This window comes from Micromonospora sp. NPDC006766, from assembly GCF_040636055.1.
Lineage (GTDB): Bacteria > Actinomycetota > Actinomycetes > Mycobacteriales > Micromonosporaceae > Micromonospora.
Genome location: NZ_JBEYIX010000021.1, coordinates 19,679 through 40,723, shown reverse-complemented (window position 1 = coordinate 40,723; position 21,045 = coordinate 19,679). Strand labels below are relative to the sequence as shown.

Here is a 21,045-nt window from a genome sequence, read left to right as displayed (position 1 = left end):
CAGGCAGACCTCACCTGCCTTTGTTGCGCCGTCAAGCACTCCCCTCCCCCCTCTGCTTGGAGGTCACCGTGCCCGCAGCGGTATACAGCGACCAGCACACCTGGTATGCGGCAGCGAATATCACCATCGACCCCGCCCACGCCGAGCAGGCGCTGGAAGACGGCTACGTCGTGCTGGACGCGGGGGCCCGGATCGACGTGCTCGATCTCAGATGCTCCCAATGCCAAGGCTGGTACGAAGCCGTGCGCGGTCAGGTGTGCTCGGCCGCCACCGACGGCACCGCCCACCTGCGCGGCGGCCCCGACGGGCGCCGCAAACGCAAGTGCCCCACCCACCACATGACGTGGGACGCGTGCGAGCACCTGCACGAGGAGCCGCACAACTACGGCCGGCCGCCCATGCCGGCCCTAGCTGTCGCCTGACCACGCCTCGGGGGACGCTAGCCCACCCGTGGGCCTACCGTCCCGGCCGTGAGCCGCCGACTCCTGACCAGCCGCCGCGCCCGCGACCTCACCGGCGCGGGCCTGCTCGCCGCCGGACTGCTGACCGTCGCGGTCTGCGCGCTGGTGGCCGCGTTCCGGTGGGACGCGCTGGCCGGTCTCTCGCTGCTCGGCGGTATCACCGCCGGGGTCGGTTTCCTGCTGGGTAGGGAGTAACCGGGTGTCGCTGTTCCCCAGCCTCCGCCTCCGCCGCCGCGCCGGCGATGTGGAGACCAAAACGGTCGAGACGATCCGGTGGTCCACCCCGACCGAGCAGATGCCGGACTGGCTCGCCGGCCGGCGCGGCCGGCAACGGTGGGACGTCGAACGCGCCGTCTACCAGGCCTATGAGCGGACCGTGTGGCTGTGGCGCGGCACGTCGCTGATGGCCGGTCACTTCTCACGGTTGCCGTTCCGGTACAAGATCGCCGGCACGGACGACTACGTGGACGACCACCCGGTCGTGCGGCTACTCCAGCCGCACGCCCAAACGAACCCGATGGAGAAGGGCCGCGCGTTCAAACGGCGGCTGTTCATCCAGGTCATGTATTCCCCCCGCGGCGCGTTCGTGGAGCACACCCGCTCGCGGGGCGGGGACATCATCCGCCTGGACCTGCTGCCCCCGGGCCGTACCGTGCCGGTGCCCACGGAAAGCGCGAAGAACGGCCACGTCGTGCCGGGTGACCGGCTGGTCTCCCATTTCGAGACGAAGATGCCCGATGGGCAGATCCGGCGGGTCGACGCGGAGCGGGTGTGGTGGATCCGCGAACCCCACCCCTTGGATCCTTTCCGCGCGGACACGGTGATGTTGGCGCTCGGCGCGTCCGTTGAAATGGATGACCTGGCCCGGCAGATCAACGTCCAGTGGATGCTCAATGACGGCAATGTGCGGGCGATCGTCGGTATCAAGGGCGGCCTCAACGGTGAGGACACCGCACGGCTGGAGCGGCGGTTCGGTCGCGGGCCGGTCGACGCCGGCAAGGTCACCGTCGTCAACTCCGACCAGGTGTCCTACGCGGACCTGTCCGCCCGCATCCGGGACATGCAGTACCAGGAGCTCACCCGCAACGCGCGGGAGGAGATCCTCGGCGGCATCGGCGTCCCCGAAAGCCTCCTCGGTATCAGCAAGGGCTCCACGTACGACAACGCCGCCCAGGACAAGTACAACTTCTGGTCCGAGACCATGCCCGGCCCGATCGAGCTGATCGCGGCGGAGATGGTCGACCCGGCCGACGATCGGGACCTGGAACCCGAGTTCGATCTCAGCGAGATCGAGGCGTTGCGGCTGCCGCAGCGGGCCGTCCGCGAAGAGGCACGACTGGAGGTGCAGCAGGGCCTACGCTCCATCGAGTCGTACGCCCAGCTCGCCGGCTACGAGGTGCACTCGACGCCGGAGACGCGCGCGTTGTGGCTGCCCAACACGGGCCGGGAGGAGATCCCGCAGACCGCCGCCGATGCGAAGGCCCGGGAGAAGCGGCGTGAGGAAATGGCCGCGCAGATGCGCCCGGCGGCTGACGGCGGCGATGGTGAGCCGGGCGGCGGGGACGGGCCCTCCGGTGGTAAACCTCCGGCGGGCGGGAAGCCCCAAGCGGGCGGGAAGCCCCAAGCGGACGGGAAGCCCCAGGCGACTGGGGGGAAGCCGGCGGGCCAGGTGATGCCGCTGGCCGCCGGCCGGCCAGGCCAGGACGCCGCCGACGACGGGCCGAAACCCGCCGGTGAGCCGGCCGACAAGACTGCCCTCGGTCTCGCACGGTACGGGGTAAAGGCCGCCGCGCCGTCGCGGACGGTCAACAGCGACCGGCTCGGTGAGGCGGATGCGGAAGCGGCCGTGACAGCCGCGCTAACCGCGCTGACCACCCGGTGGGCGGCGCGTACCACCGCCCGGCTGCGGTCACCGAAGGCCCGCAAAGGCACCCGACACTGGGCGGCCGACCCCGACATGCCGGACGACCGACGCGTCGGGCTGAAGGCCCTCGACACGAACGCCGCCGTGGACGCGGACGGGTGGGCTCAGGACACCAACGATGCTCTGTCGCCGCTGCTCGCCGCCGCCGCGGTGGCGGCCGCGACCACAGCGGTCGGGGTGCTCGCCGGCCCGGCCGCGTCCGGCGCCGCCGTGACGGCCGCAGCGACGGCGGTGGCCACGTCGGCGGCAGCGGCGGCAGCAGACGCAGCCCGCAAGGCCGGGCAGCACCTCGCGGCGAGCCTCGCCGCCGGGGAGGCAGCCGGGGAGACCGTCGAGCAGCTGGCCGCCCGCGTGGATGCTGGGAGCCTGCTCGGCTGGGCGAAGACCACCGCCGGGCATGCGGCCCGCACGGCTGTGGCCGGCGGCATGTACGCGGCAGCGCGGGCTGCCAAGGCCCTCGGTGTGCCGGTGGTGGCGACGTGGCGGGACCGCCGGGACACGGCCGTGCGGCCCACCCACCGCGCGGCCAACGGGCAAACCCAGCCGGTCGGCACCGCCTTCACCGTCGGCAAGGCGCTGCTGCGGTACCCGCGCGACCCGGAAGGCCCGCTGAACGAGACGATCGGCTGCCGCTGCCGGCTGTCGCTGAGCGTGAAACGGCAGGTCAGGGCGGGCTAGAAATATTATTCCGGCCTCTCGTCCAGGTAGCGCGGGTGGCGGGCGGGGACGCTAACCGGCCGGTGCAGCCACCATGCCGGGGACTCTGCCCGCCCATCTGGAGGCACGCTCATGGGAGCAACCGCCGGCACCGCCGACCTGGACCTGTCGGCCCCACCGCCGCAGCTGGAGTACAAGGCCGCCGGCGCGTCCGGTGTGCTGCTCGGCCACGACGATAAGAAGGGCATCGTGGAATGCCTGGTCAGCGTCACGGGCATCAAAGACGACCAGGGGGACATCATCACCCCCGGCGCGTACGCCGAGACCCTCGCCAAGCGCAAGATGAAGGGCGTCCGGCACCACGACTGGGCGCGGATGGCCGCGAAGACCCTCGTCCAGGAGGAGTGGCTGCCGGGCGACTCGCGCCTGCCGAAGACCCTGCCCGACGGCTCGCCGTGGCCGAAGGACGCCGGGGCGCTGTACATCAAGGGCCAGTACAACCTGGAGACGAAGGACGGCAAGGAGGGCTACTCGAACGCGAAGTTCTACGCGGACGAGGGCCAATGGTCGATCGGCTACCGAGCGGTGCCGGGACACGTCACCCGCCGAAAGAGCGACGGCGCGCGGATCCTCGCCAAGATCGACAGCTATGAGTGGTCGGACGTGCTCCACGGCGCGAACACCCAAACCTCGACCCTCAAGGTCAAGTCGGCGGCCGGCGGGTTCGGCGACGCCCTGGACGAAGAGCCCGACGGGTTGGAGAAGAAGAAGTTCAACCCGGCGCAGCCCCGCGCAACGGACGGCGAGTGGACAGCCGGCCGGGCCGGCTCGGCCGCCTCCGGTTCCGGTGACGGGTCGGGGCTCGGCTCGGACTGGCTGAAGCGGGTCTTGCGCGGCGATTCGTCCGTGGTCGAGGGCCGCGGCGGCGGCCGGGGCGGGTCCGGCGGGGCGGGTGGAGACAAGAAGGAACAGGCCGCCGAGCAGGCCCGCCGGGACAAGGTCGAGGCCGCTTTCGACAAGGAACGTGCCGCCGAGCGGAAGCGCCGCGCGGACGCCGACCGGACGATCGAAGCCGCGACCGGCGACCAGAAGAAGGAACTGCAGGCGGCGGAGCGGGAACGCCGCCGCCAGTGGCAGGAGGCATTCGACTCGGCGCGGGACGCCGAGCGGAAGCGGCGCCGCGAGTGGTCCGCCGCGCAGCGGAAGAAGAAGACCGCCGAAGAGCCCTACCCGGACCTGGACCAGGATCTGGACCTGGCGGTCGATGACGACGCGCTCACCGACGAGGCGGGCGGCGAGGAAACCGCCGGGGACACCGGCGAGAAGGGCGGTGCTGCGGTGACGCTGAAAACCAAGGTGCGGGATGTGCTGCCCGGCAGCTACGAGGAGCGGCGCGACGCGCTGCGGGACGCCGCCCGGCGCGCGCTGTCCGGGCCGACCGACCAGCACGGCAGCCCCGAGTGGTACGTGTACGTGGTCGGCACGTGGGACGACCACGTGATCGTCAACCGGTCCCCCCGCAACGACGGCGAAGCCCAGACGTGGCAGATCCCGTACACCGTTGGCGACGACGGCACGATCACGTTCGGGGAGATGCTGCGGGTGCAGCTGGTCGCCCAGGTCGTCCCGGCCACCAAGGCCGGCGACACCCCGGCCGTGTCCGAGGCGACGGTCACCTCCGTGGCCGACCTGCTCGAGGACGCGACCGCGCAGCTGTCCCTCGCCGTGACCGCCGACGCGGCCGGGGTGAAGGGCGCGCAGATCCCGGCCGACGGGGCGGAGCGGCTCGCCGGCTGCGTGGCGCAGCTGCTCGACACGCTCGCCGAGGCGGGCGTGGACGTGGACAGCCTCGGCGCCCCGTCCGGCGTCGGGGAGGTCGGCGGGAAGGCCGGGAAGCCGGGCGAGGAGAAGACCGGCGAGCAGGCTGAGACCGGCGGGATGGTCCTCGACCTGGCGCAGATGCAGGCCGACCTGAACGCCCTGCGCATCGACTGAGTGAGTCGTGGAGGCGGGCCGGAGACGTTAACCCCGGCCCGCCTCTACGTTTCCCGCAGCCACGGGCGACCGGCCTGCGGGCGTTCCCGGCGATGGCCGGGCCGACGCGACGCCTCCCGCCCGGCACGACAACATCCGTGCCCACCTGGGAGACCACCATGACCACCAGCACGAAGGTGCGCGACGAGATCACCGGTCTCAAGAACGCGCTGAAGGAGAAGACCGGCGAGCTCGACGCGATGACCGACGCGTTCGAGGTGAAGGACGGCAAGGTCGTCCTCAACGACGCCCAGACCAAGGCGTACCTGGAGAAGACCGCCGAGGCGAACCAGATCAAGGCCCTCATCCAGGCCAAGTCCAGCCACGCCGGCCTGCGCGAGTGGCTCGACGCCCCCGAGGGCGGCTCGGTCGCCGGCGCCGCGAACGCCGCCCACCACGCGATGGCCGGCGGGCAGAGCCTCGGCGACCAGTTCCTCGCCTCGGAGTCGTGGGCCGAGTACAAGGGCCGCGCCTACCGGGGCCGGATGACTTTCGAGGTCGACGGCGAGTCGATGTTCCGCAAGGGCATCGACGCCGGGGAGATCGGCGCGAAGGACGTCTTCAGCGCCATGGCCGGGAACCTGACCGGCGTGCAGGGCCTCGGCAGCCACCAGGAACGGCCCCTGGTGGAGAAGCTGCCCCGGCTGATGCACGTGCGGAACCTGTTCCCGCCGGACGAGACGACCGCGGCGATCCTCTACGGCATCCGGCAGACGGGGTTCACCAACCGCGCGGGCACCGTGCGGGAGCGCACCGCCGCCGACGGCACCAGCGCCCCGGTCGGGGACGACACCGACGTCTTCGGACGCGCCCGCAAGAGCACCCTCACCCTCGCGATCGTGACGTACCCCCTCGCGACGGTCAGCCACGTCATGTACGCCCACCAGCAGACCCTGGACGACGAGCCGCGCATGCGCGGCCTCATCAACCGGCAGCTCATCGAGGGCGTCCGGCTCGTCGAGGACGACCAGATCCTCTTCGGCGACGGCAGCGGGGCGAACATCCGCGGCATCTTCAACACCCAGGGTGTGCAGACCTACAACCAGCCGGTCAACGCCGGCGCGGCCACCGAGAAGAAGACGGTGACCCTGCGGCGGGCGATCACCCGCGTCCAGCTGGCGGAGATGGCCCCCACCGGGATCATCATCAACCCGCTCGACTGGGAAGACATGGAGCTGGAGACCGACGACAACGGCCGGCTCACCCTCGTCACCTCCGTCGCCGTCGGCGCGGAGGAGCGGGTGTGGCGGCTGCCGGTCGTCGCAACCACCGCCATGCCGGAGGGCAAGTACCTGCTCGGCGCGTTCGGGCTCGGCGCGCAGCTGTTCGACCGCCGCACCGTTCAGGTCGACGTGTCGACGGAGAACCAGGACCTGTTCGAGCGGGACGCGGTCACTCTAAAGGGCCATGAAAGGATCGGTCTGACCGTGGATCGCCCGGAGGCGTTTGTCCAGGGTGACCTGGTCGTGGGCTGATTCTGGTAAGATCGTTGGCGGTGGCTGGCCTTCGGGCCGCCACCGCCAATGTGTTTCTCACCTTGTACCGACCGGATGGTTTCGGTGCTGGATGAAGATGCCCCGGCGGCTGTTGGCGCAGCCCCGGGGCGGGCGACCTGCGTGGAGGTCACGTGAGCAAGGATATCTGTGCCCGCTGCAAAGCCGAGGGGCAGGAGCCGAAGCCGGTCCAGGCGCGCGGTCTGTGCCGACGCCATTATCTGCGGGCGTACCGCGCGGGTGAGTTCCAGCCCGGCCCGGTGGGGATGCAGCCGCGCGGCCGGACGTGCACCGTCGAGGGGTGCGGCAGGCCACACAAAGCACACGGCTGGTGCAAGCGACACCTGTACGCCGCCGTTCGCGTGGGAAAGGTGGACGCCGCACCGCGCTGCGTCGGCCCCGAGTGTGACCTTCCGGCCGTCGCGCACGATCTGTGCCAAACCCACCGGCGCCAGGAACGCAAGGGTCTGCCGCTGACCCCGTTCAAACCTCGACAGCGACGTGAGGGAACGTGCGGCGGCCCTGAGTGCGGGAAACCGATCAAGTCCGCTGGGCTCTGCGACGGCCACTACTACCAGCAGCGCAAGGGTCTGCCGCTGACCCCGATTCGCAAGCCCAAGCCGAAGGGCGGACCGTGCGAGGCACGGCCGTGCCCACGGCCAGCACTGACCGATGGCCTGTGTCGCACCCACTACACCCGCCGCCTGTCCGGACAGTCGAACTGGGCTGACCTGATTCCAGATAAGGCCCCGGACGGAGCCGGCACTCTCAACCGGAACGGGTACCGCGTCATTCCCCACCCCCAACGGCCGGGACGGCGCATCTTCGAGCACCGGTGGGTGGTGCAGACCCTCCTCGACCGGGAACTGCTGCCGGAGGAGAACGTGCACCACCTCAATGGTGTCCGGCATGACAACCGGCCGGAGAACCTGGAGCTGTGGACGAAGAAGCAGCCGCCCGGGCAACGGGTCGAGGACAAGGTGGCGTTCGCCCGGGAGATGCTGGCGCTGTACGGCACGGAGGATGAGCGGGCGCGGTACGCCGAGCACGCGCCGGAGTTGACGCCGCTCGCGGGGACGTAAGGCGGCTGCGGCCCCTACGGTGCGGGGCGATCCGTCACCGTCCGCAGGAGACCCGCATGAGCAGCCGCAGCAGCACCAGGAAGGCCACCGCGCCAGCCAGCCCGGAGGAGACCGACCAGACCCCCGAGACCGGCGGCCCGGCAGCCCCGGAGGCGACCGTCCCGGCGGCACCGGAAGCCGCCGCGGCCGACGCCGCGCCGCTGGCCCCGCCCGCCGCGCCGCCGCAGGCCGTGCCCGACGTGGCACCGCAGCCGGCCGCTGCGCCGCTGGCCCCGCCCACCGCAGCGCCGAACACGGCGCCGGCCGCGCCGCTGGTCGCGCCGCTGCCCGTCGTGCCGGGCGACGTGGACGCGTTCCTCGGCTACGTGGACGACAAGGGCGCACCGATCGACCCGGACGACCTGTTCGACATGTCCGGTGTCGGCACCGTCGTCACCGCGCGAGTGCGGGCGAACGCGCTGGTGCGGCGCGGCGGCTCGAAGACCGAGCTGATGTCCCTCGCCTTCCCGCTGGGCATGGAGGTCACCCGGGCGACCGCCCAGGAGGCCATCGCCAAGGCCCGCGCCGCCGTCGAGCGCTGACCTGTGACGTCGCCGTTGCCGCCGCTGATCGTTCCGGTCGACCGGGTGGCCCGGCTCGCCGGGCTGGACCCGGCGGACGAGCAGGTGCAGTTCGCGGTGGAGGCGGCGATCCGGGCCGCCACCGTCGCCGCCGAGGGGCATCTGCGGCGGTTCGTCTCCCCGTTGCAGCTCACGCAGCGGGGTGTGCGGGCGTTGCCGGCCGGTTGGCCGTTACAGCACACCCCGACCCGCATCGTGTCCGTCACCGCTGAGACCGGCGGTGCCGGGGAGGAGACCGGCTACTACACGGTGGTGTACGAGACCGGGTTGGATGCGCGGGAGCCGCAGTACGGGGCGATCCGGGAATGGGTCGCCGCTGCTGCGCAGGTGCACCCGGCGGTGCGCCGCCTGGTGGGCTCGTCTGGTCGGGAGGTGCGGTCGGTCAGCGCGGAGGGCCAGTCGGTGTCGTACGAGCCGATCCCGGGTGCTGCTGCCGCGCCGACGGCGGGAGTGCCGCCGATGTCGAGCATGGACATGTGGCGTAGCGCGGACGGGTTGGCGTGGCAGCGGCCGGACTCCGAGGTGTCGGTGCCGGGTGAGGCTGCTACCTGGCCGTACGTGTTGTGATCTTGCGGCGGGACGCTATCCGGCGGCGGCGGATACTGTGCGGCCACGATCCGGGGGGGTCGTTCCTCCACGCGGTGGAGGTGTTGGTGGCGGGCCCGGTTTCACGGGGGCCGGGCTCGCCGTCCGACAGCGTGCTTCCAGCCGCGCTCTCTGGCGCGTCCTAGGACAACGGGTGGGTTGATGGCGGTGCTGCTGCCGGACGGCCGGTACGCCCTGCTGCGGCAGGCGCACCCGCAGGGCCGGGACGCTCACGGCACGCCGATACCCGCTGAGCCACCGGCCCCGACCGCGCCGGTGGACGGGGCTGCGGCGCGGCATCTGGACGGGTCGTGGACGCTGCGACTGGACCCGGCTTTGTGGCCGGTCGCGGCCGGGGACACGATCAGCCGGGCCGGGGACGGCCGCCGCTGGGTGGTGACCGGCACTCCCCTGCTCCAGCAGGTGCCCGGACACCCGGACGTCGACTATGTGGCGGTCACGGCGATGCAGGACCCGCCGGACGTGGACCGCGGCTACCCGGTGAGGAGCGTGGTGTGACCCGGTACCGGCCGAAGCAGGGTTTGGAGGCGGCGATCGCCCGGATGATCGCCCCGAAGGTGCAGCACATCACCGACCAGGTGGCCGACGCTGCGCAGCGGAACGCGCCGCCGACGAAAGTGTGGGTGTCGAAAGGTGACGCGGTGGTACGGCCTGAGCATCGGGAGGCGCACGGCCAGGAGGTGCCGGACAACCTGCGGTTCGTGGTGAAGTCGCCGGAGTACGACCAGCATCACTACGGTGCCGGCCCGCACCAGCAGCTGCGGAAGCCCCGTGATCCGGAAGGCACGCCGGGCCTGACCGCGAACTGCCGGTGCGAGGCCGTGAAGGACCCGGACGGGATCGCCCGCAACATCCACGCCCACCCGGTAAAGGTGTCCGGCTCCCGGGTGGAGGGGCACGTCACCTGCCACGGCCACCGCGTGGTCGACAGCGAGTTCGGCACCGACAAGGACGACGCCGCCCGGTTCATGGGCCGCGCCCTCGCGGAGATAGCCCGGCGGCTGCGCCGCCGCTGATGGCAGACTCGGCGGGCAGCGGCCAGGGACGCTAGCCGGCGGCGGTGCCTATCGTGCGGGCCGTCGAGCACCTGGAGGCACCCGATGGCGCGCACAACCCGGGCGGAAGCTGAGACCACCGATCCGGTGGTCGACGTCGACCCGGTGGCCATCGCGCTCGCCGAGCTGGCCTCGGCGACCGAGGTGCTCGCCGAGTACGGACCCGATGGTGCCGCCCACGTGTCGGGGCTGAACGAGGGCCCCTACCCGCACCTTCAGATCCGCCCCTCCCCGGGGGGGGATGACAACCGGTTGTTGTGGTCGGTGACCGGGGAGGTAGCTCTGCTGGCGTGGGCGCACCCGGATGGGCGGCCCGGGTCGGCGGAGCTGCGGCGGCTGCTGTACCGGGCGGTGAAGCACCTGGTGGGGACTGCGGACCGGGAGTCCATTCCCGGACGGCCGGTGGTGGTCGACGCGTACGCGGTCGGCAGCGCTCGGCTCCAGCCGGACCCGGCGACGGGGCAGCTGTGCTGGGCGCACACGGTGCAGATCATCGCCCACCCCGACAACGCCTGATCTGCGCTGGGACGTTAACCCCGGGCGGGTCCTAGCGTGCGGTCGTCCCGATCGGCCCAGCAGCGCGAGGCGTGAGATGACGCAACCCAACCAGCTCGTTCAGGCCAAGCACGTCGCCCTGTACCTCGGCGTGCTCGGGTCGACCCTGCCCACCGGCCTGGCCGTCCCCGACGAGGGGTTCTTCAACGTGGGTCTGACCACCCCGGACAGCTGCCGCTTCCGCGTCAGCCCGGAGTTCGAGAAGGTCATGGCGCACCAGTCGAACTTCCCGGTGAAGGTCATCCAGACCGCCGACGCGGCCGGTATCGACGTCGACCTGATGCAGTGGAACGGCAACAACATCAAGGCCGTGTTTGGTGGCGGCACCATCACGAAGGTGCCCGCGTCGCCGACGTTGTACAAGTTCGTGCCCCCGTCGTTCGGGAACCGTGCCGAGCTGATCGCCATCCTCGATGTGAAGGACGGGGCGAAGCACTACCGGTTCACCGCGGCCCGCGTGTTCAACGAGTCCGAGGTTGAGCTGGAGCTGAACAAGAGCCCCGAGTCGAAGTTGCCGCTGCGGCTGTCGATCTTGGGTGGGGATGACACCGACGCCTGGTTCATGACCACCAACGACCCGGCGTTCGCGCCCGAGGAAGAGGAGCAGGGCAGCTAGCCCTCTCCCTTCGCCTGTCCTTCATCACTTCGAAAGGTGGCCCCCCTGTGGCCCGTGTGATCGACCTCGACGTCAACGCCCCGGCCCGCGAGGCGGCCGGGGAGCCGCTGGTCTTCATCCTCAACCAGCGGGAGTGGACGCTGCCGCCGGAGTTCCCGGCATCGGTGCTGGACCCGCTGTTCGACGGCGAGTTGGACGACCTGCTCGCACTGCTCATCCAGGTGGTCGGCGACGAGGCCGACGACCTGAACTGGCAGAACGTCCTGCCGATCTTGAAGCGTAACCCGGGCCTGGTGTCCAGCGCCCTGCGTGCGGTGCGGCGGGCGTTCGCCGAGCTGCTCGGTGAGGAGCAATGGGCGGAGTGGCTGAAGACCCGCCCGGGCCTCGACGCCTACTTCCGGCTCGGCCGCGCCGCGTGGGCGGAGTACGGGGTGAGCCTGGGGGAAGCGTTGGGCTTGTCGCCCTCCTCCGACACCGGTGGGACGACATCGAAGCCGACCTCGAAGCGCGCGGCTACGACGCGCGGCGGATCTGGCTCCCGGCGTGGCACCCGCAACTGATCGGCCTACGCCGCGTCCGGGCGCTGATCCGCAGCCTGCCCCCGGACGCGGCGATCCGCCGGCGCCCCGGCACACCGCCGTGGGACGAGCAGCGGGAGCTACTCGCCATGCTGCTGGAAGAGCTGTCCGTCCTGTCGTCGGACCACCGGCGCAAGGAACCCCTCCGTATCCCTCGACCAGGGCGTAAGCCCGCGCCTCCCCCCGGCTCGGTCGGTATCGCGCAGATGGCCACAGCGATGGCCGCTGCCGGCAGAGTGAGGGTGGTCAGGGACGGTGACGCAGCCGGGGAAGGGTGAGGACGCCGGCCAGCTCGACCTGTCGGTCGTCGCTGACCTACGCGGGTTCGTGCGGGACCTTCGCCGCCGTGTCAACGAGGCGGCGGCGAAGGTCCAGGCCAAGGTGCAGGTCAAGGTCAAGACGACCGGGCTGCGGACCGAGCTGCGCAACGCCGTCAAGGAAGCCTCGGAGAAGAGCAAAATCACCGCGAAGATCGGGGTGAGGATCCCGGTCGCTGACTTCCGGCGTGCCGTCCGCGAGGTGGCGGAGAAGGCAAAGGCCCGGGCGAAGATCGGGGTGCAGATCCCGGTCACGGAGATGCGCCGCGCGGTCAAGGAGGCCGGGGACAAGGCGAAAGCCAAGGTCCGGGTCGACGCCGACACCAAGCCGGCCCGGCGGGCCATTGACCGGCTCAAGGACGCCAAGGCCGAGATCAAGGTCAAGGCGGACACCAGCGACTTCCACGCCAAGCTCAAGAAGGCCACCTCCGCCGCCGGGAAATTCGCGCTGGTCGCCGCGAAGGGCCTCGGCCTGGGCCTGCTGGCCGCGTCGGCGGCCGGGGCCGCAGCCAACATCCTGGGCTTCGCAGGCGCCATACTCACCGCCCTGAACGCCGTCTGGCTGGCTCCCGCTGCGATCGGCGGGCTCGCTGCCATTCTCGGCACCGTGAAGCTGGCCCTGTCCGGAGTCGGCGACGCCGTCGGCGAGGTGTTCAAGGCGTACGCGACGCTCGCGTCCGGCGGGAAGCTGACCGCCGCCGAGCAGGAAAAACTCAACGACGCGCTGGACCAGCTGTCGCCGAGCGCACGCCGGTTCGTGAAGGAGCTGGGCCGGCTCGCGCCCGCCCTGAACGGGCTCCGCCTGGACGTGCAAGAGCGTTTCTTCAAGGGCCTGAACGTCCAGGTGCGGGACCTCGCCGCCCGGTACCTGCCGGTGTTGAAGACGGGGCTCGGCGAGATTTCCGCCGAACTCAACGGTGGGATGCGGGAGGCGCTCAGCTGGCTGGACAGCAAGGCCGCGTCGTCGTCGCTGGCCGGGATGCTCGACAACACCGCCGGGGCGGCGCGTGACCTGCTGGGCGCGCTCGGCCCGATCGGTCTGGCGCTGCTGAAAATCGGCGACGTCGGGTCGTCGTTCCTGCCCGGCCTCTCCGAGGGTCTCGCCGGCTGGGCGGCCGGCTGGGCCGAAAAGATCGGCCAGGTTGCCAGCGACGGCCGGCTGCACCAGTGGATCCAAGACGGCCTGGACATGCTCGGGCAGCTGTGGCAGATGGGCAGCGACGTCGTCGGCATCCTGCGGGGTGTCTTCGACGCCGCGAAGTCGGCCACGGACGGCGGCGCGTTCGGCATGGTGGGGCAGCTGCTGTCCACCCTCAACGAGGCCGCCAACTCGGCTGAGGGTCAGCAGGCGCTGATCGCCGTGTTCCAGGGGCTGGCGGAGGTCGGGGCGGCGCTCAACCCGGTGGTCAAGGCGGTAGTGGCCGGGCTGGCGCCGCTGTCGGGGATCATCGGTGACCTTGCGACGGCCCTGTCGCCTGGGCTGACCATCCTGGTCGACGCACTCGCCGAGGGGCTGCGGCTGATGGCCCCCGCGGCCGGGCCGGTGGGTCAGGCGCTGTCGGACATCGCGGTCGCCCTGGCTCCGCTGCTGCCGATGTTGGGTGCGCAGCTCGCTAACGGGCTGAGCCTGCTCGCCGGCATCCTGTCCACCGTCGCCCGTGAGGCCGGCCCGCTGCTGGGCGTTTTCGGCGAGATGGCCACCGAGGTCGCCGCCACCCTGCTGCCCGTCATTGAGGAGCTCATCGCCGCTGGCCTCGGCCCGGCCGCCGAAGCCGGTATCGCGATCGCCAAGGCGTTCATGCCGCTGGTGCCGGTGGTCGTGGAGCTGGCGAAGGTCATCGCGTCGAAGCTGATGGAGCATCTGCCTGCGCTGCAGTCGATGCTAGCCGGTGAGCTTGTCCCGGCCATTGCCAAGATCGCCGAGGCTTTGAGTGGTGCGTTCCTCGACGCGCTGTTGGCGGTAGCGCCGCAGCTGCCCGACATGGTCGATGCGGGCCTCCGACTGGCGGAGGCGTTCACGGAGCTCGTGGTCGCGATCATCCCGTTCCTGCCGCAGTTGATGCAGATGGGTCTGCTGGCGATCAAGCTCCTCCCCTGGCTGTTCGGGCTGGCCGAACCGATATCCACGGTAGCCGATCTCATCACCGGCATGCTGGACGCTGGCGACGCCTTCAACCAGTGGCTGTCCGATGCCGCCTCCGCCGTCGGCGATTTCTTTTCCGACGCTGGCCAGGCTGTCGAGGACGCGGCCGGCGCGATCGGTGATTTCTTCACCGAGACCCTGCCCGGCTGGCTCGACAGCGCGGGCGAGTGGTTCGCTGCCCTGCCAGGGCGGATCGGTGAGGCCCTGTCCGACTTGCCGGGCCAGGTGGCGGCGTTCTTCGAGGACGCCGCCGGCGAGATGGCGTACTGGGTGGGCTACGGCGTCGGCCTGGTGATCGGCTTCCTGGTCGACCTGCCGGACCGGGCAACCGAGGCCCTGACGGACCTGGGCACGGCGGTGGCTGACGGCGTGGACGCCGTAGTCGCATGGTTCGAAGAGCTGCCAGGCCAGGTCTCGGCGATCGTGCAGGACCTCTGGGACCAGGCGCAGGATCTGTTCTCGACCGGCGTCGACACGGTGGTCGGGTTCGTCACCGAGCTACCCGACCGGCTCGGCGAAATCGTGGGGGACGCCTACTCCCGGGTGACCGGCGCGTTCGACCGGATGTGGTCGACGGTGCGGCAGGCCGTGTCCGACGGGGTGTCCGACACCGTCGACACGATCACCGGCCTGCCCGGCCGGCTGGGTGACCTGGGCGGCTTGCTGGTCGACGCCGGCCGGGACCTGATCCAGGGCTTGATCAACGGCGTGACGCAGATGGCGGACCGGGCTGTCGGCGCGATCCGGGGTGTGATCGGCAAGGGCATCCAGGGGGCGAAGGACGCCCTGATGAGCAGAAGCCCGTCCAAGGTGTTCATGAACATCGGCAAGGGGGTCGTGCAGGGCTACACGATCGGCATCGACCGGAACGCCCCCGCCGCGGTGAAGGCCGCGGAGCGGCTCGCCACTGCGACCGCCGTCGGGGCCTCCGCCGTGGCCCCGACCGGGCCGGCCGGCGGCCGGCCGGTGGCCGGGGACGCGGCGGCGGGCTCCCCGCTGATCGGGCAGGTGACGTTGCAGGGCGGAGGCAGCTTCGCCGACCAGCTGGATGAGCTGATGTTCAGGCTGCGGGTGATCCGCAGGGGAGGCGTGGTGGCCGGTGGCTGACGTGTGGACGCTGACCTACCCGGGCGTGTCGTACAGCTGGGGCACGGCCGCGCTGGGGGTGATGGACCGCGCCGGGGCACCACCCGATGTCGGGGCGGTCGAGCTGCGCACCGACGACGCAGACGTGCCCCGCGGTGACGGCCGCCGGTTCGGCAACGACTACCGCGGCGGGCAGACCATCACGTTCGACCTGCTGGTCCTCGGCGCCGACGAGGCGCAGGCGCGGGACCGGGAAGCGGAGCTGCGGCGGGTGTGGCGCGGCGACGCGATCCGCACCACCCCGGGGGCGGTGGCCGAGCTGCGGGCCAACCTCGGCGGCCGGCAGCGGGTCGCGTACGGGCGGCCGCGTAGGTTCGCGCCTGCGGGCAAGGACACCCAGCATGGGGTCAGCCGCGTGGTGTGTGACTTCGCGGCCGTGGACGACCTGTGGTACGACCCGGTGCAGGAGCAGGTGACGGTGGCGCTCGTGCCGCCGCCGTCTGGCGGGCTGACCGCGCCGTTGACCACCCCGCTGACGACCGTGCCCGCCGGCGCTGGCCCGGGCGCGATCGTTGTTGGTGGAAGTCTGCCGGTGTGGCCGGTCATCACCCTCCGCGCCGCCACCGGCACGCTCACCAACCCGGTCGTGCAGGTGACCAGTCTGTGGACGCTCGCGCTGACGGCGACGGTGCTACCCGGGCAGTCGATCACCGTCGACACCCGGCCGTGGCGGCGCACGGTGCTGCGGCAGGACGGCGCGTCGTTCGCGGGGGCCCTCACCCCCCGGACCGGGGTGCGGCTCGCTGACGCGAAGGTGCCGCCGGGCACCTGGGAGGTGGTGCTGCGAGGGCAGGACGTTAGCGGCACCGCCACGATGAAATTCGCCTGGCAGAAAACGTATGCGGGGCTGTAGGGGGCGCAGTGGCTGGCTGGGATCCAGTGCCGTGGATGGTCGGAGGCGGCGCGTCGCACTCCGCCGAGGTGGCCAGGCTCCTCGCCTACGTGGCCTTCCGCGGTAATGAGGGCATTATCGGGGTGGACGACCTGAAGGTTAAGTCGCTGCCCGTGCCGGGCGGGTCCGTGACGGTCGACCCGGGCGCGTGCGCGATCCTGTGCCGCGCTACGGGGCAGCTGCACCAGGCGTACGCTGGCCGTCTCCCCACCCAGGACACGGCGGGTATCGCCGCGACCGGCTCCGGAGCGGGCCGCTCTGATCTGGTGATCGCGCGGGTGGAAGACCCGTGGCTGGCCGGGGAACCGTGGCCGAACCCGTCCGACCCGACCGTCGGCCCGTACATCAGGACGCGGGTCATCCCGGGCGTGCCGTCGACCACCAAGCGGCTCACCGACCTGAACCTCGGCATGTCGGGGATCGCGCTGGCCCGGGTTGACCTTCCCGCCTCGACGGGCACCGTCACCCAGGCGATGATCACCGACCTGCGGAAAATCGCGAACCCGCGCCGCGACCGGGACATGGTGGTGAAGTTCCCCGTGGCGGACAACAACATGCCGGCGGCGTACACGCTGTGGCCGGCCGCGTCGCAGATCAGCGTGGATGTGCCGGTGTGGGCGACGCATGTGCGGGTCCACATCACGTTGCAGGGCATCCAGCACATCCCCGGATCCAGCACGCCCACGACCGCTGGCCTGAAGACCGTCTACAACGGCACCGACTACTCGCCCGAGAACGGCGTCCTGATCGAGACGGCGGCCGGTCGCGGCTACTACGCGGTGGCCGGCGAGCACACCATCCCCGCCGCGCATCGGGGCACCAGCCGCACCATCGCCGCGGCCGGGATGCGTTCCGGCGGGAACGGCACCTACCAGGCCGACTACCAGTCAATCATCACCATCGACTACGAGTTCGTTGAGCGGCCCTGATGGGTTGGAGGTACATCGCCCGGCGGGTGCTGACCGGCGAGATCCTCGACTTGGATTTGCCCGTGCACCGGGACGAGCTGACGTGGGGGTTGCGCCGGTCGGGGTCGCTGCGCGGCACCATCAGCCCCGACATTGGGCAGCTGCGCGCCCCGGACGGTCAGCTGCTGATCCAGGAGTGGGGCACGGAGCTGTTCGCCGAAGCGGACGGGCAGCTGCGATGGGGTGGCATCGTGGTCCGCTCCCGGTTCGAAGGCCCTGAGTGGAAGATCGAGGCCGCTGGGGTGTCCGCATACGCGCACGCCATGCCGTACATGGGCGAGTACTCGCGGGTGGGTGTCGACCCGATCGACGCGGCGCGGGAGATTTGGCGGCATCTCCAGTCCTACCCGAACGGCAACCTCGGCGTCGTGCTGGACGGCACGACCAGCCCCATCAGGCTCGGCAAACCTGGCATCCCCTCCTACCAGGAGGCTTTCATTGGCGGGAAGTGGGTGCGGAAGGACTCCGTGCCGGCCAGCGCGATCGAGCCGTCGGCTGAGGCGAAGCTGAAGGACAACATCGACGAGAAGGCCAGCAGTCTCACCCTGGCCGCGTTGGGCGCGTACGGGCAGCTGACACCCCCATACCTGGTGACCGTAGGCGCGGAGACCATGCGGGTGACCGGCCGTTCGGGGACGAAGCTGACGGGTCTTCAGCGCGGCTACGGGACCAGCGCCGCCACCACCCACCGCTCGGGCACCCTCGTCAAGCACCAGGGCACTCAACTGCGGACGGTGGCGGCAGTGCCCCCGGAGCCGTACTTGTTGGCGTGGTGGGAGGCGAAGGACTGCGGGCGGGAGTTCGCGGCCCTCGCGGCAGAGACGCCGTTCGACTGGGCGGAGGATGTCGCCTGGGGGCCTGGGGACACCATCGTGCACCGGATCCGGATCGGCTACCCGCGTCTCGGCCGCCGCCGCGACGACCTCGCGTTCGTGCAAGGCGACAACGTGATCTCGGTCGTGCCCGTCCAGCGGGACGGCGACATTTACGCCAACGAGCTGCTCGGGCTCGGCGCCGGTGAGGGCCGCACGCTCGTACACACCCGTCTGCCGGTCATAGATGGACGGCTGCGGCGGGTGGCCGTGTACTCCGACAAGAGCTGCACGTCCGGCAGCCGCCTCGACATGCTGTGCCGCGACGAGCTGGTGCGCCGGCAGGGCCTGACGGAAATCACCGAAATTGAGGTGATAGACCACCCGAACGCACGCATCGGGGCCTGGCAGCCGGGCGACGACATCCTCGTGCAGGCGGTGACCCCGTGGGCCGGTGAGGTGTCGATCTGGTCGCGGATCATCGGCTCGTCCCTGGTCGGAGAGCACAAGGTGCGGCTGGCCCTGCAGCGGGCCGACCGATTCACGTACGGGGCAGGATGATGGATCCGATCAACGAATTGGCGGACCAGCTGGCTGGGGTCGAGCAGCGGCTGACCGCAGTCGAGCGGGGCTCGCAGCTCGCGCATTCGAGTATCGAGGCCGGGCAGCTGGCCGTGTTTGACCCTGACGGCAACCCGGTGCTGCTGATCGGCGACCAGGGCGACGGCACCTACACGGTGGCCGGCGTCAACGGTGGGATCGTCGTCGCGCAGGATTTGGACCTGCCCGCCGGCACGATCACCGAAACCGACATCTCGGATGATGCGATCTCGACGCCGAAGTTGACCGCAAACGCGGTCACGGCCGACAAGATCGAGGCCGGTACGATCACCGCGCGGGAGCTGGCCGCCGCGGCGATCACGGCCGAGGCGATCGAGGCGAACGCGGTCACGGCAGACAAGATCGCCACCAACGCGGTCACGGCCGGGAAGATCGCCGCCGGGGCGATCACCACGGAGAAGCTGACCGTCGGCGGGCAGCAGGCGCTCGCGACGCGGGTGTACGACGCGTGCGGGGACCTGGCCGACTGGCAGGCCAACCAGATCCTTGGCAGTCTCACCGTGCAGCCGGTTGTCGATTCGGTGTCCGGTGGGACGGTGATCCGGGCGGTCGGCGCCGTCAACGGCCTTGTACGAATGCCGCTCATCCCTTTCGATCCGACGGCGTTGTACCGGGTCAAGGTGCGGGTGCGGCAGACGGTCGCGCCGACCGGTGACACCACCGCGTCGCGGGTGTACGCCGGTTTCGCGGCGGTGTCCGCCGACGGGGCGACCTACATCAACATTTCCGGAGCCATCACCGGTACCGACCCGGCCAGCGGCCACTACATCGCTGCACAGGGAGCCACCCTCGTCGCCGGCGGCGGGTGGCAGGAATACACGGGGTACCTGCGTGGCACCGGGGCGACCGGCACCGGCACGCCCCGTGCCGACCCGAACAACCCGGGCGTAGCCGTCAACGGCACCAGGTATTTACGGCCGCTGCTGTATCTCAACTTCCCGAACGGCAACGGCACCGCTGAGGTCGACCTGGTAGCGGTGGACATCGTCCCGGCCGGATCGGTGGCCGCGGTGTCCATCGCTGACGGGGCGATCACAGCGGACAAGCTGTCCGCGAACGCGATCACGGGCAAGGTGATCACCGGCGGGACGTTCTACACCCGCAGCTCGGCGCCTCGGGTGGAGATGGGCGAGACCGCGTACGAGGGCGGCGCGGTTGCAAGCATCAAGTGGGACCTACTGGGCCGGGGCTGGGATGAGCCGGTCATCCAAGCCGCCGGAATCACTGGCGGCAAGAGGCGATTCCAGATCCGCGGCCCGGCCGGCACCAGCGGCGCGGCCGGCACCAGCCTCATCGCGGAGGACACGGACTATTCGTGGAAGGCGGTCTGCTGGACCGATCCGGTGACCGCGATCTCTACCTTCAAGTTCACCCCGGCCGGCGGGCTGGAAATCTCCACGCCGCGCAGCGCCGCCGCTAAGCAAATCACCCTCAACGAGGGCTACGTGATCTACGCGGACAACGCCGGCGCGGGCTCGGCGGGCAACCGGGTCTGGCTGGACGGGCCCAACGGCGGCGAAGCGATCATCGGCCCGCGCGCCGGCAGCAGCACGTTCGGGTCAATCCGGTTGAGGACCAACGCGACCACGGCCACCGCCGCGAACGCGGTGATCGACTCCGCCACCTACCAGTTGTACCGGTCCACGTCGTCACTCCAGTACAAGACCGACGTCGAGGACTTGGGCTTGGACCTGGAGGCGCTGCGGCGGCTTCGCCCGCGCCGGTTCCGTGACAAGAGCGAGGTGGACGAGCAGGGCGACAGTGCCCGCTTCTACTGCGGGTTCGTCGCCGAGGAGGTGCACGACCTCGGCTTGGCCGAGCTGGTGACGTACGACGCGGACGGTGAGCCGGACGCCTTGCAGTACGACCGGTTCTGCGCCGCGCTGTTGCTACTGGTCCAGGATCAGGACCGGCGGCTCGCCGAGCTGGCCGCTCGGGTGGCCGAGCTGGAAGGCCGCTAGCGGTCCCACCGGCAGGAGGCGAGGTCGGCGGGCCCGGACTGGTCGACCACTCGACCGTCGATGACGATCGCGCAGAAGGCGGCGGTCGCCCGTAGCGGCAGATCGACACCGGGCTGGCTGACCTCTACCCCACCCTCGGGGGCACGCAGAAATATCTGCACACCGGCCAGCTGCTCGGTGAACTCGATCTCTCGCCCGATGGGCGCCGGCTCGATGATGCTGCCGTCGGTGAGGTAGATGGCGGCCGCCGCGCTGACGGTGGGCTGCACGATCAGCAGCACGCGGGTCGGAGGTTTGGTGGCTGCCACCGGTTCGGGGGCGACCGCGGCCAGGGTGACGGCGCCGGCGGCGAGGACGGCTGCGGTCACCGCGTACCTGTGGGGCGCGGACGCGGTGCGGGGTCTCCGATGGAGGGTGGTCACCGGGCGATTATGCGGGGTGATGACAACCCGGCACGGTCCGTGAGGACGCAAGGGGCAGATCGACCCTACGGTGACGCGGTCC

Annotated in this window: 19 protein-coding genes; 18 read left to right on the top strand and 1 reads right to left on the bottom strand. The window is 71.0% G+C overall.

The annotated features are described in order from the left end of the window. The first annotated feature begins 68 nt into the window (after positions 1-68). The 18 genes from ABZ671_RS18625 (at position 69) to ABZ671_RS18540 (ending at position 20,541) form a co-directional block, all read left to right on the top strand. Entirely contained in the window at positions 69-422 is a 354-nt protein-coding gene (locus ABZ671_RS18625; RefSeq protein ID WP_357859157.1) for a hypothetical protein, read from the top strand. A 48-nt stretch (positions 423-470) separates the two neighbouring features. After that, a complete protein-coding gene (locus tag ABZ671_RS18620; protein ID WP_357859154.1) occupies positions 471-656 on the top strand; it encodes a hypothetical protein in 186 nt (61 codons plus the stop codon). A gap of 4 nt (positions 657-660) precedes the next feature. Next, positions 661-3,063, top strand: coding sequence for a phage portal protein (locus ABZ671_RS18615; RefSeq protein WP_357859151.1), 2,403 nt, complete (start codon positions 661-663; stop codon positions 3,061-3,063). Positions 3,064-3,174: 111 nt separating this feature from the next. Beyond that, positions 3,175-5,037, top strand: coding sequence for a hypothetical protein (locus tag ABZ671_RS18610; protein WP_357859147.1), 1,863 nt, complete (start codon positions 3,175-3,177; stop codon positions 5,035-5,037). A gap of 158 nt (positions 5,038-5,195) precedes the next feature. Next, positions 5,196-6,551, top strand: coding sequence for a phage major capsid protein (locus ABZ671_RS18605; protein WP_357859145.1), 1,356 nt, complete (start codon positions 5,196-5,198; stop codon positions 6,549-6,551). 857 nt (positions 6,552-7,408) lie between these two features. After that, a complete protein-coding gene (locus ABZ671_RS18600; protein ID WP_357859142.1) occupies positions 7,409-7,651 on the top strand; it encodes an HNH endonuclease in 243 nt (80 codons plus the stop codon). A gap of 56 nt (positions 7,652-7,707) precedes the next feature. Next, positions 7,708-8,232: a hypothetical protein gene (locus ABZ671_RS18595; RefSeq protein ID WP_357859138.1), complete on the top strand. Its 525-nt coding sequence runs from the start codon at positions 7,708-7,710 to the stop codon at positions 8,230-8,232. Between the two features lie 3 nt (positions 8,233-8,235). Continuing rightward, positions 8,236-8,838 carry a hypothetical protein gene (locus ABZ671_RS18590; protein ID WP_357859135.1) on the top strand — a complete coding sequence of 201 codons (603 nt, stop codon included), beginning with the start codon at positions 8,236-8,238 and terminating at the stop codon, positions 8,836-8,838. A gap of 180 nt (positions 8,839-9,018) precedes the next feature. Continuing rightward, a complete protein-coding gene (locus tag ABZ671_RS18585) occupies positions 9,019-9,375 on the top strand; it encodes a hypothetical protein (protein ID WP_357859133.1) in 357 nt (118 codons plus the stop codon). Beyond that, positions 9,372-9,893: a hypothetical protein gene (locus ABZ671_RS18580; RefSeq protein WP_357859130.1), complete on the top strand. Its 522-nt coding sequence runs from the start codon at positions 9,372-9,374 to the stop codon at positions 9,891-9,893. The genes ABZ671_RS18585 and ABZ671_RS18580 overlap by 4 nt, the downstream gene beginning before the upstream one ends. Before the next feature lie 84 nt (positions 9,894-9,977). Continuing rightward, positions 9,978-10,448, top strand: a complete 471-nt coding sequence (locus ABZ671_RS18575) for a hypothetical protein (RefSeq protein WP_357859127.1) — start codon at positions 9,978-9,980, stop codon at positions 10,446-10,448. Between the two features lie 76 nt (positions 10,449-10,524). Then, positions 10,525-11,103, top strand: coding sequence for a hypothetical protein (locus ABZ671_RS18570; protein WP_357859124.1), 579 nt, complete (start codon positions 10,525-10,527; stop codon positions 11,101-11,103). 47 nt (positions 11,104-11,150) lie between these two features. After that, positions 11,151-11,663 carry a hypothetical protein gene (locus tag ABZ671_RS18565; RefSeq protein WP_357859121.1) on the top strand — a complete coding sequence of 171 codons (513 nt, stop codon included), beginning with the start codon at positions 11,151-11,153 and terminating at the stop codon, positions 11,661-11,663. 273 nt (positions 11,664-11,936) lie between these two features. Further along, complete coding sequence (locus ABZ671_RS18560; RefSeq protein WP_357859117.1) at positions 11,937-15,248, top strand: hypothetical protein; 3,312 nt, start codon at positions 11,937-11,939, stop codon at positions 15,246-15,248. Then, positions 15,241-16,140, top strand: coding sequence for a hypothetical protein (locus tag ABZ671_RS18555; RefSeq protein ID WP_357859114.1), 900 nt, complete (start codon positions 15,241-15,243; stop codon positions 16,138-16,140). Before ABZ671_RS18560 ends, ABZ671_RS18555 begins: the two co-directional genes overlap by 8 nt. Positions 16,141-16,175: 35 nt before the next feature. After that, a complete protein-coding gene (locus ABZ671_RS18550; RefSeq protein ID WP_357859111.1) occupies positions 16,176-17,108 on the top strand; it encodes a hypothetical protein in 933 nt (310 codons plus the stop codon). After that, positions 17,108-18,520: a hypothetical protein gene (locus ABZ671_RS18545; protein WP_357859108.1), complete on the top strand. Its 1,413-nt coding sequence runs from the start codon at positions 17,108-17,110 to the stop codon at positions 18,518-18,520. The genes ABZ671_RS18550 and ABZ671_RS18545 overlap by 1 nt, the downstream gene beginning before the upstream one ends. 17 nt (positions 18,521-18,537) lie before the next feature. Next, complete coding sequence (locus tag ABZ671_RS18540; RefSeq protein WP_357859106.1) at positions 18,538-20,541, top strand: tail fiber domain-containing protein; 2,004 nt, start codon at positions 18,538-18,540, stop codon at positions 20,539-20,541. Here the strand turns inward: ABZ671_RS18540 and ABZ671_RS18535 are convergent. Next, the gene (locus ABZ671_RS18535; protein WP_357859103.1) at positions 20,538-20,963 is read right to left on the bottom strand and encodes a hypothetical protein; all 426 of its coding nucleotides are present in this window, start codon (positions 20,961-20,963) and stop codon (positions 20,538-20,540) included. The genes ABZ671_RS18540 and ABZ671_RS18535 overlap by 4 nt on opposite strands. Between the last annotated feature and the right edge of the window lie 82 nt (positions 20,964-21,045).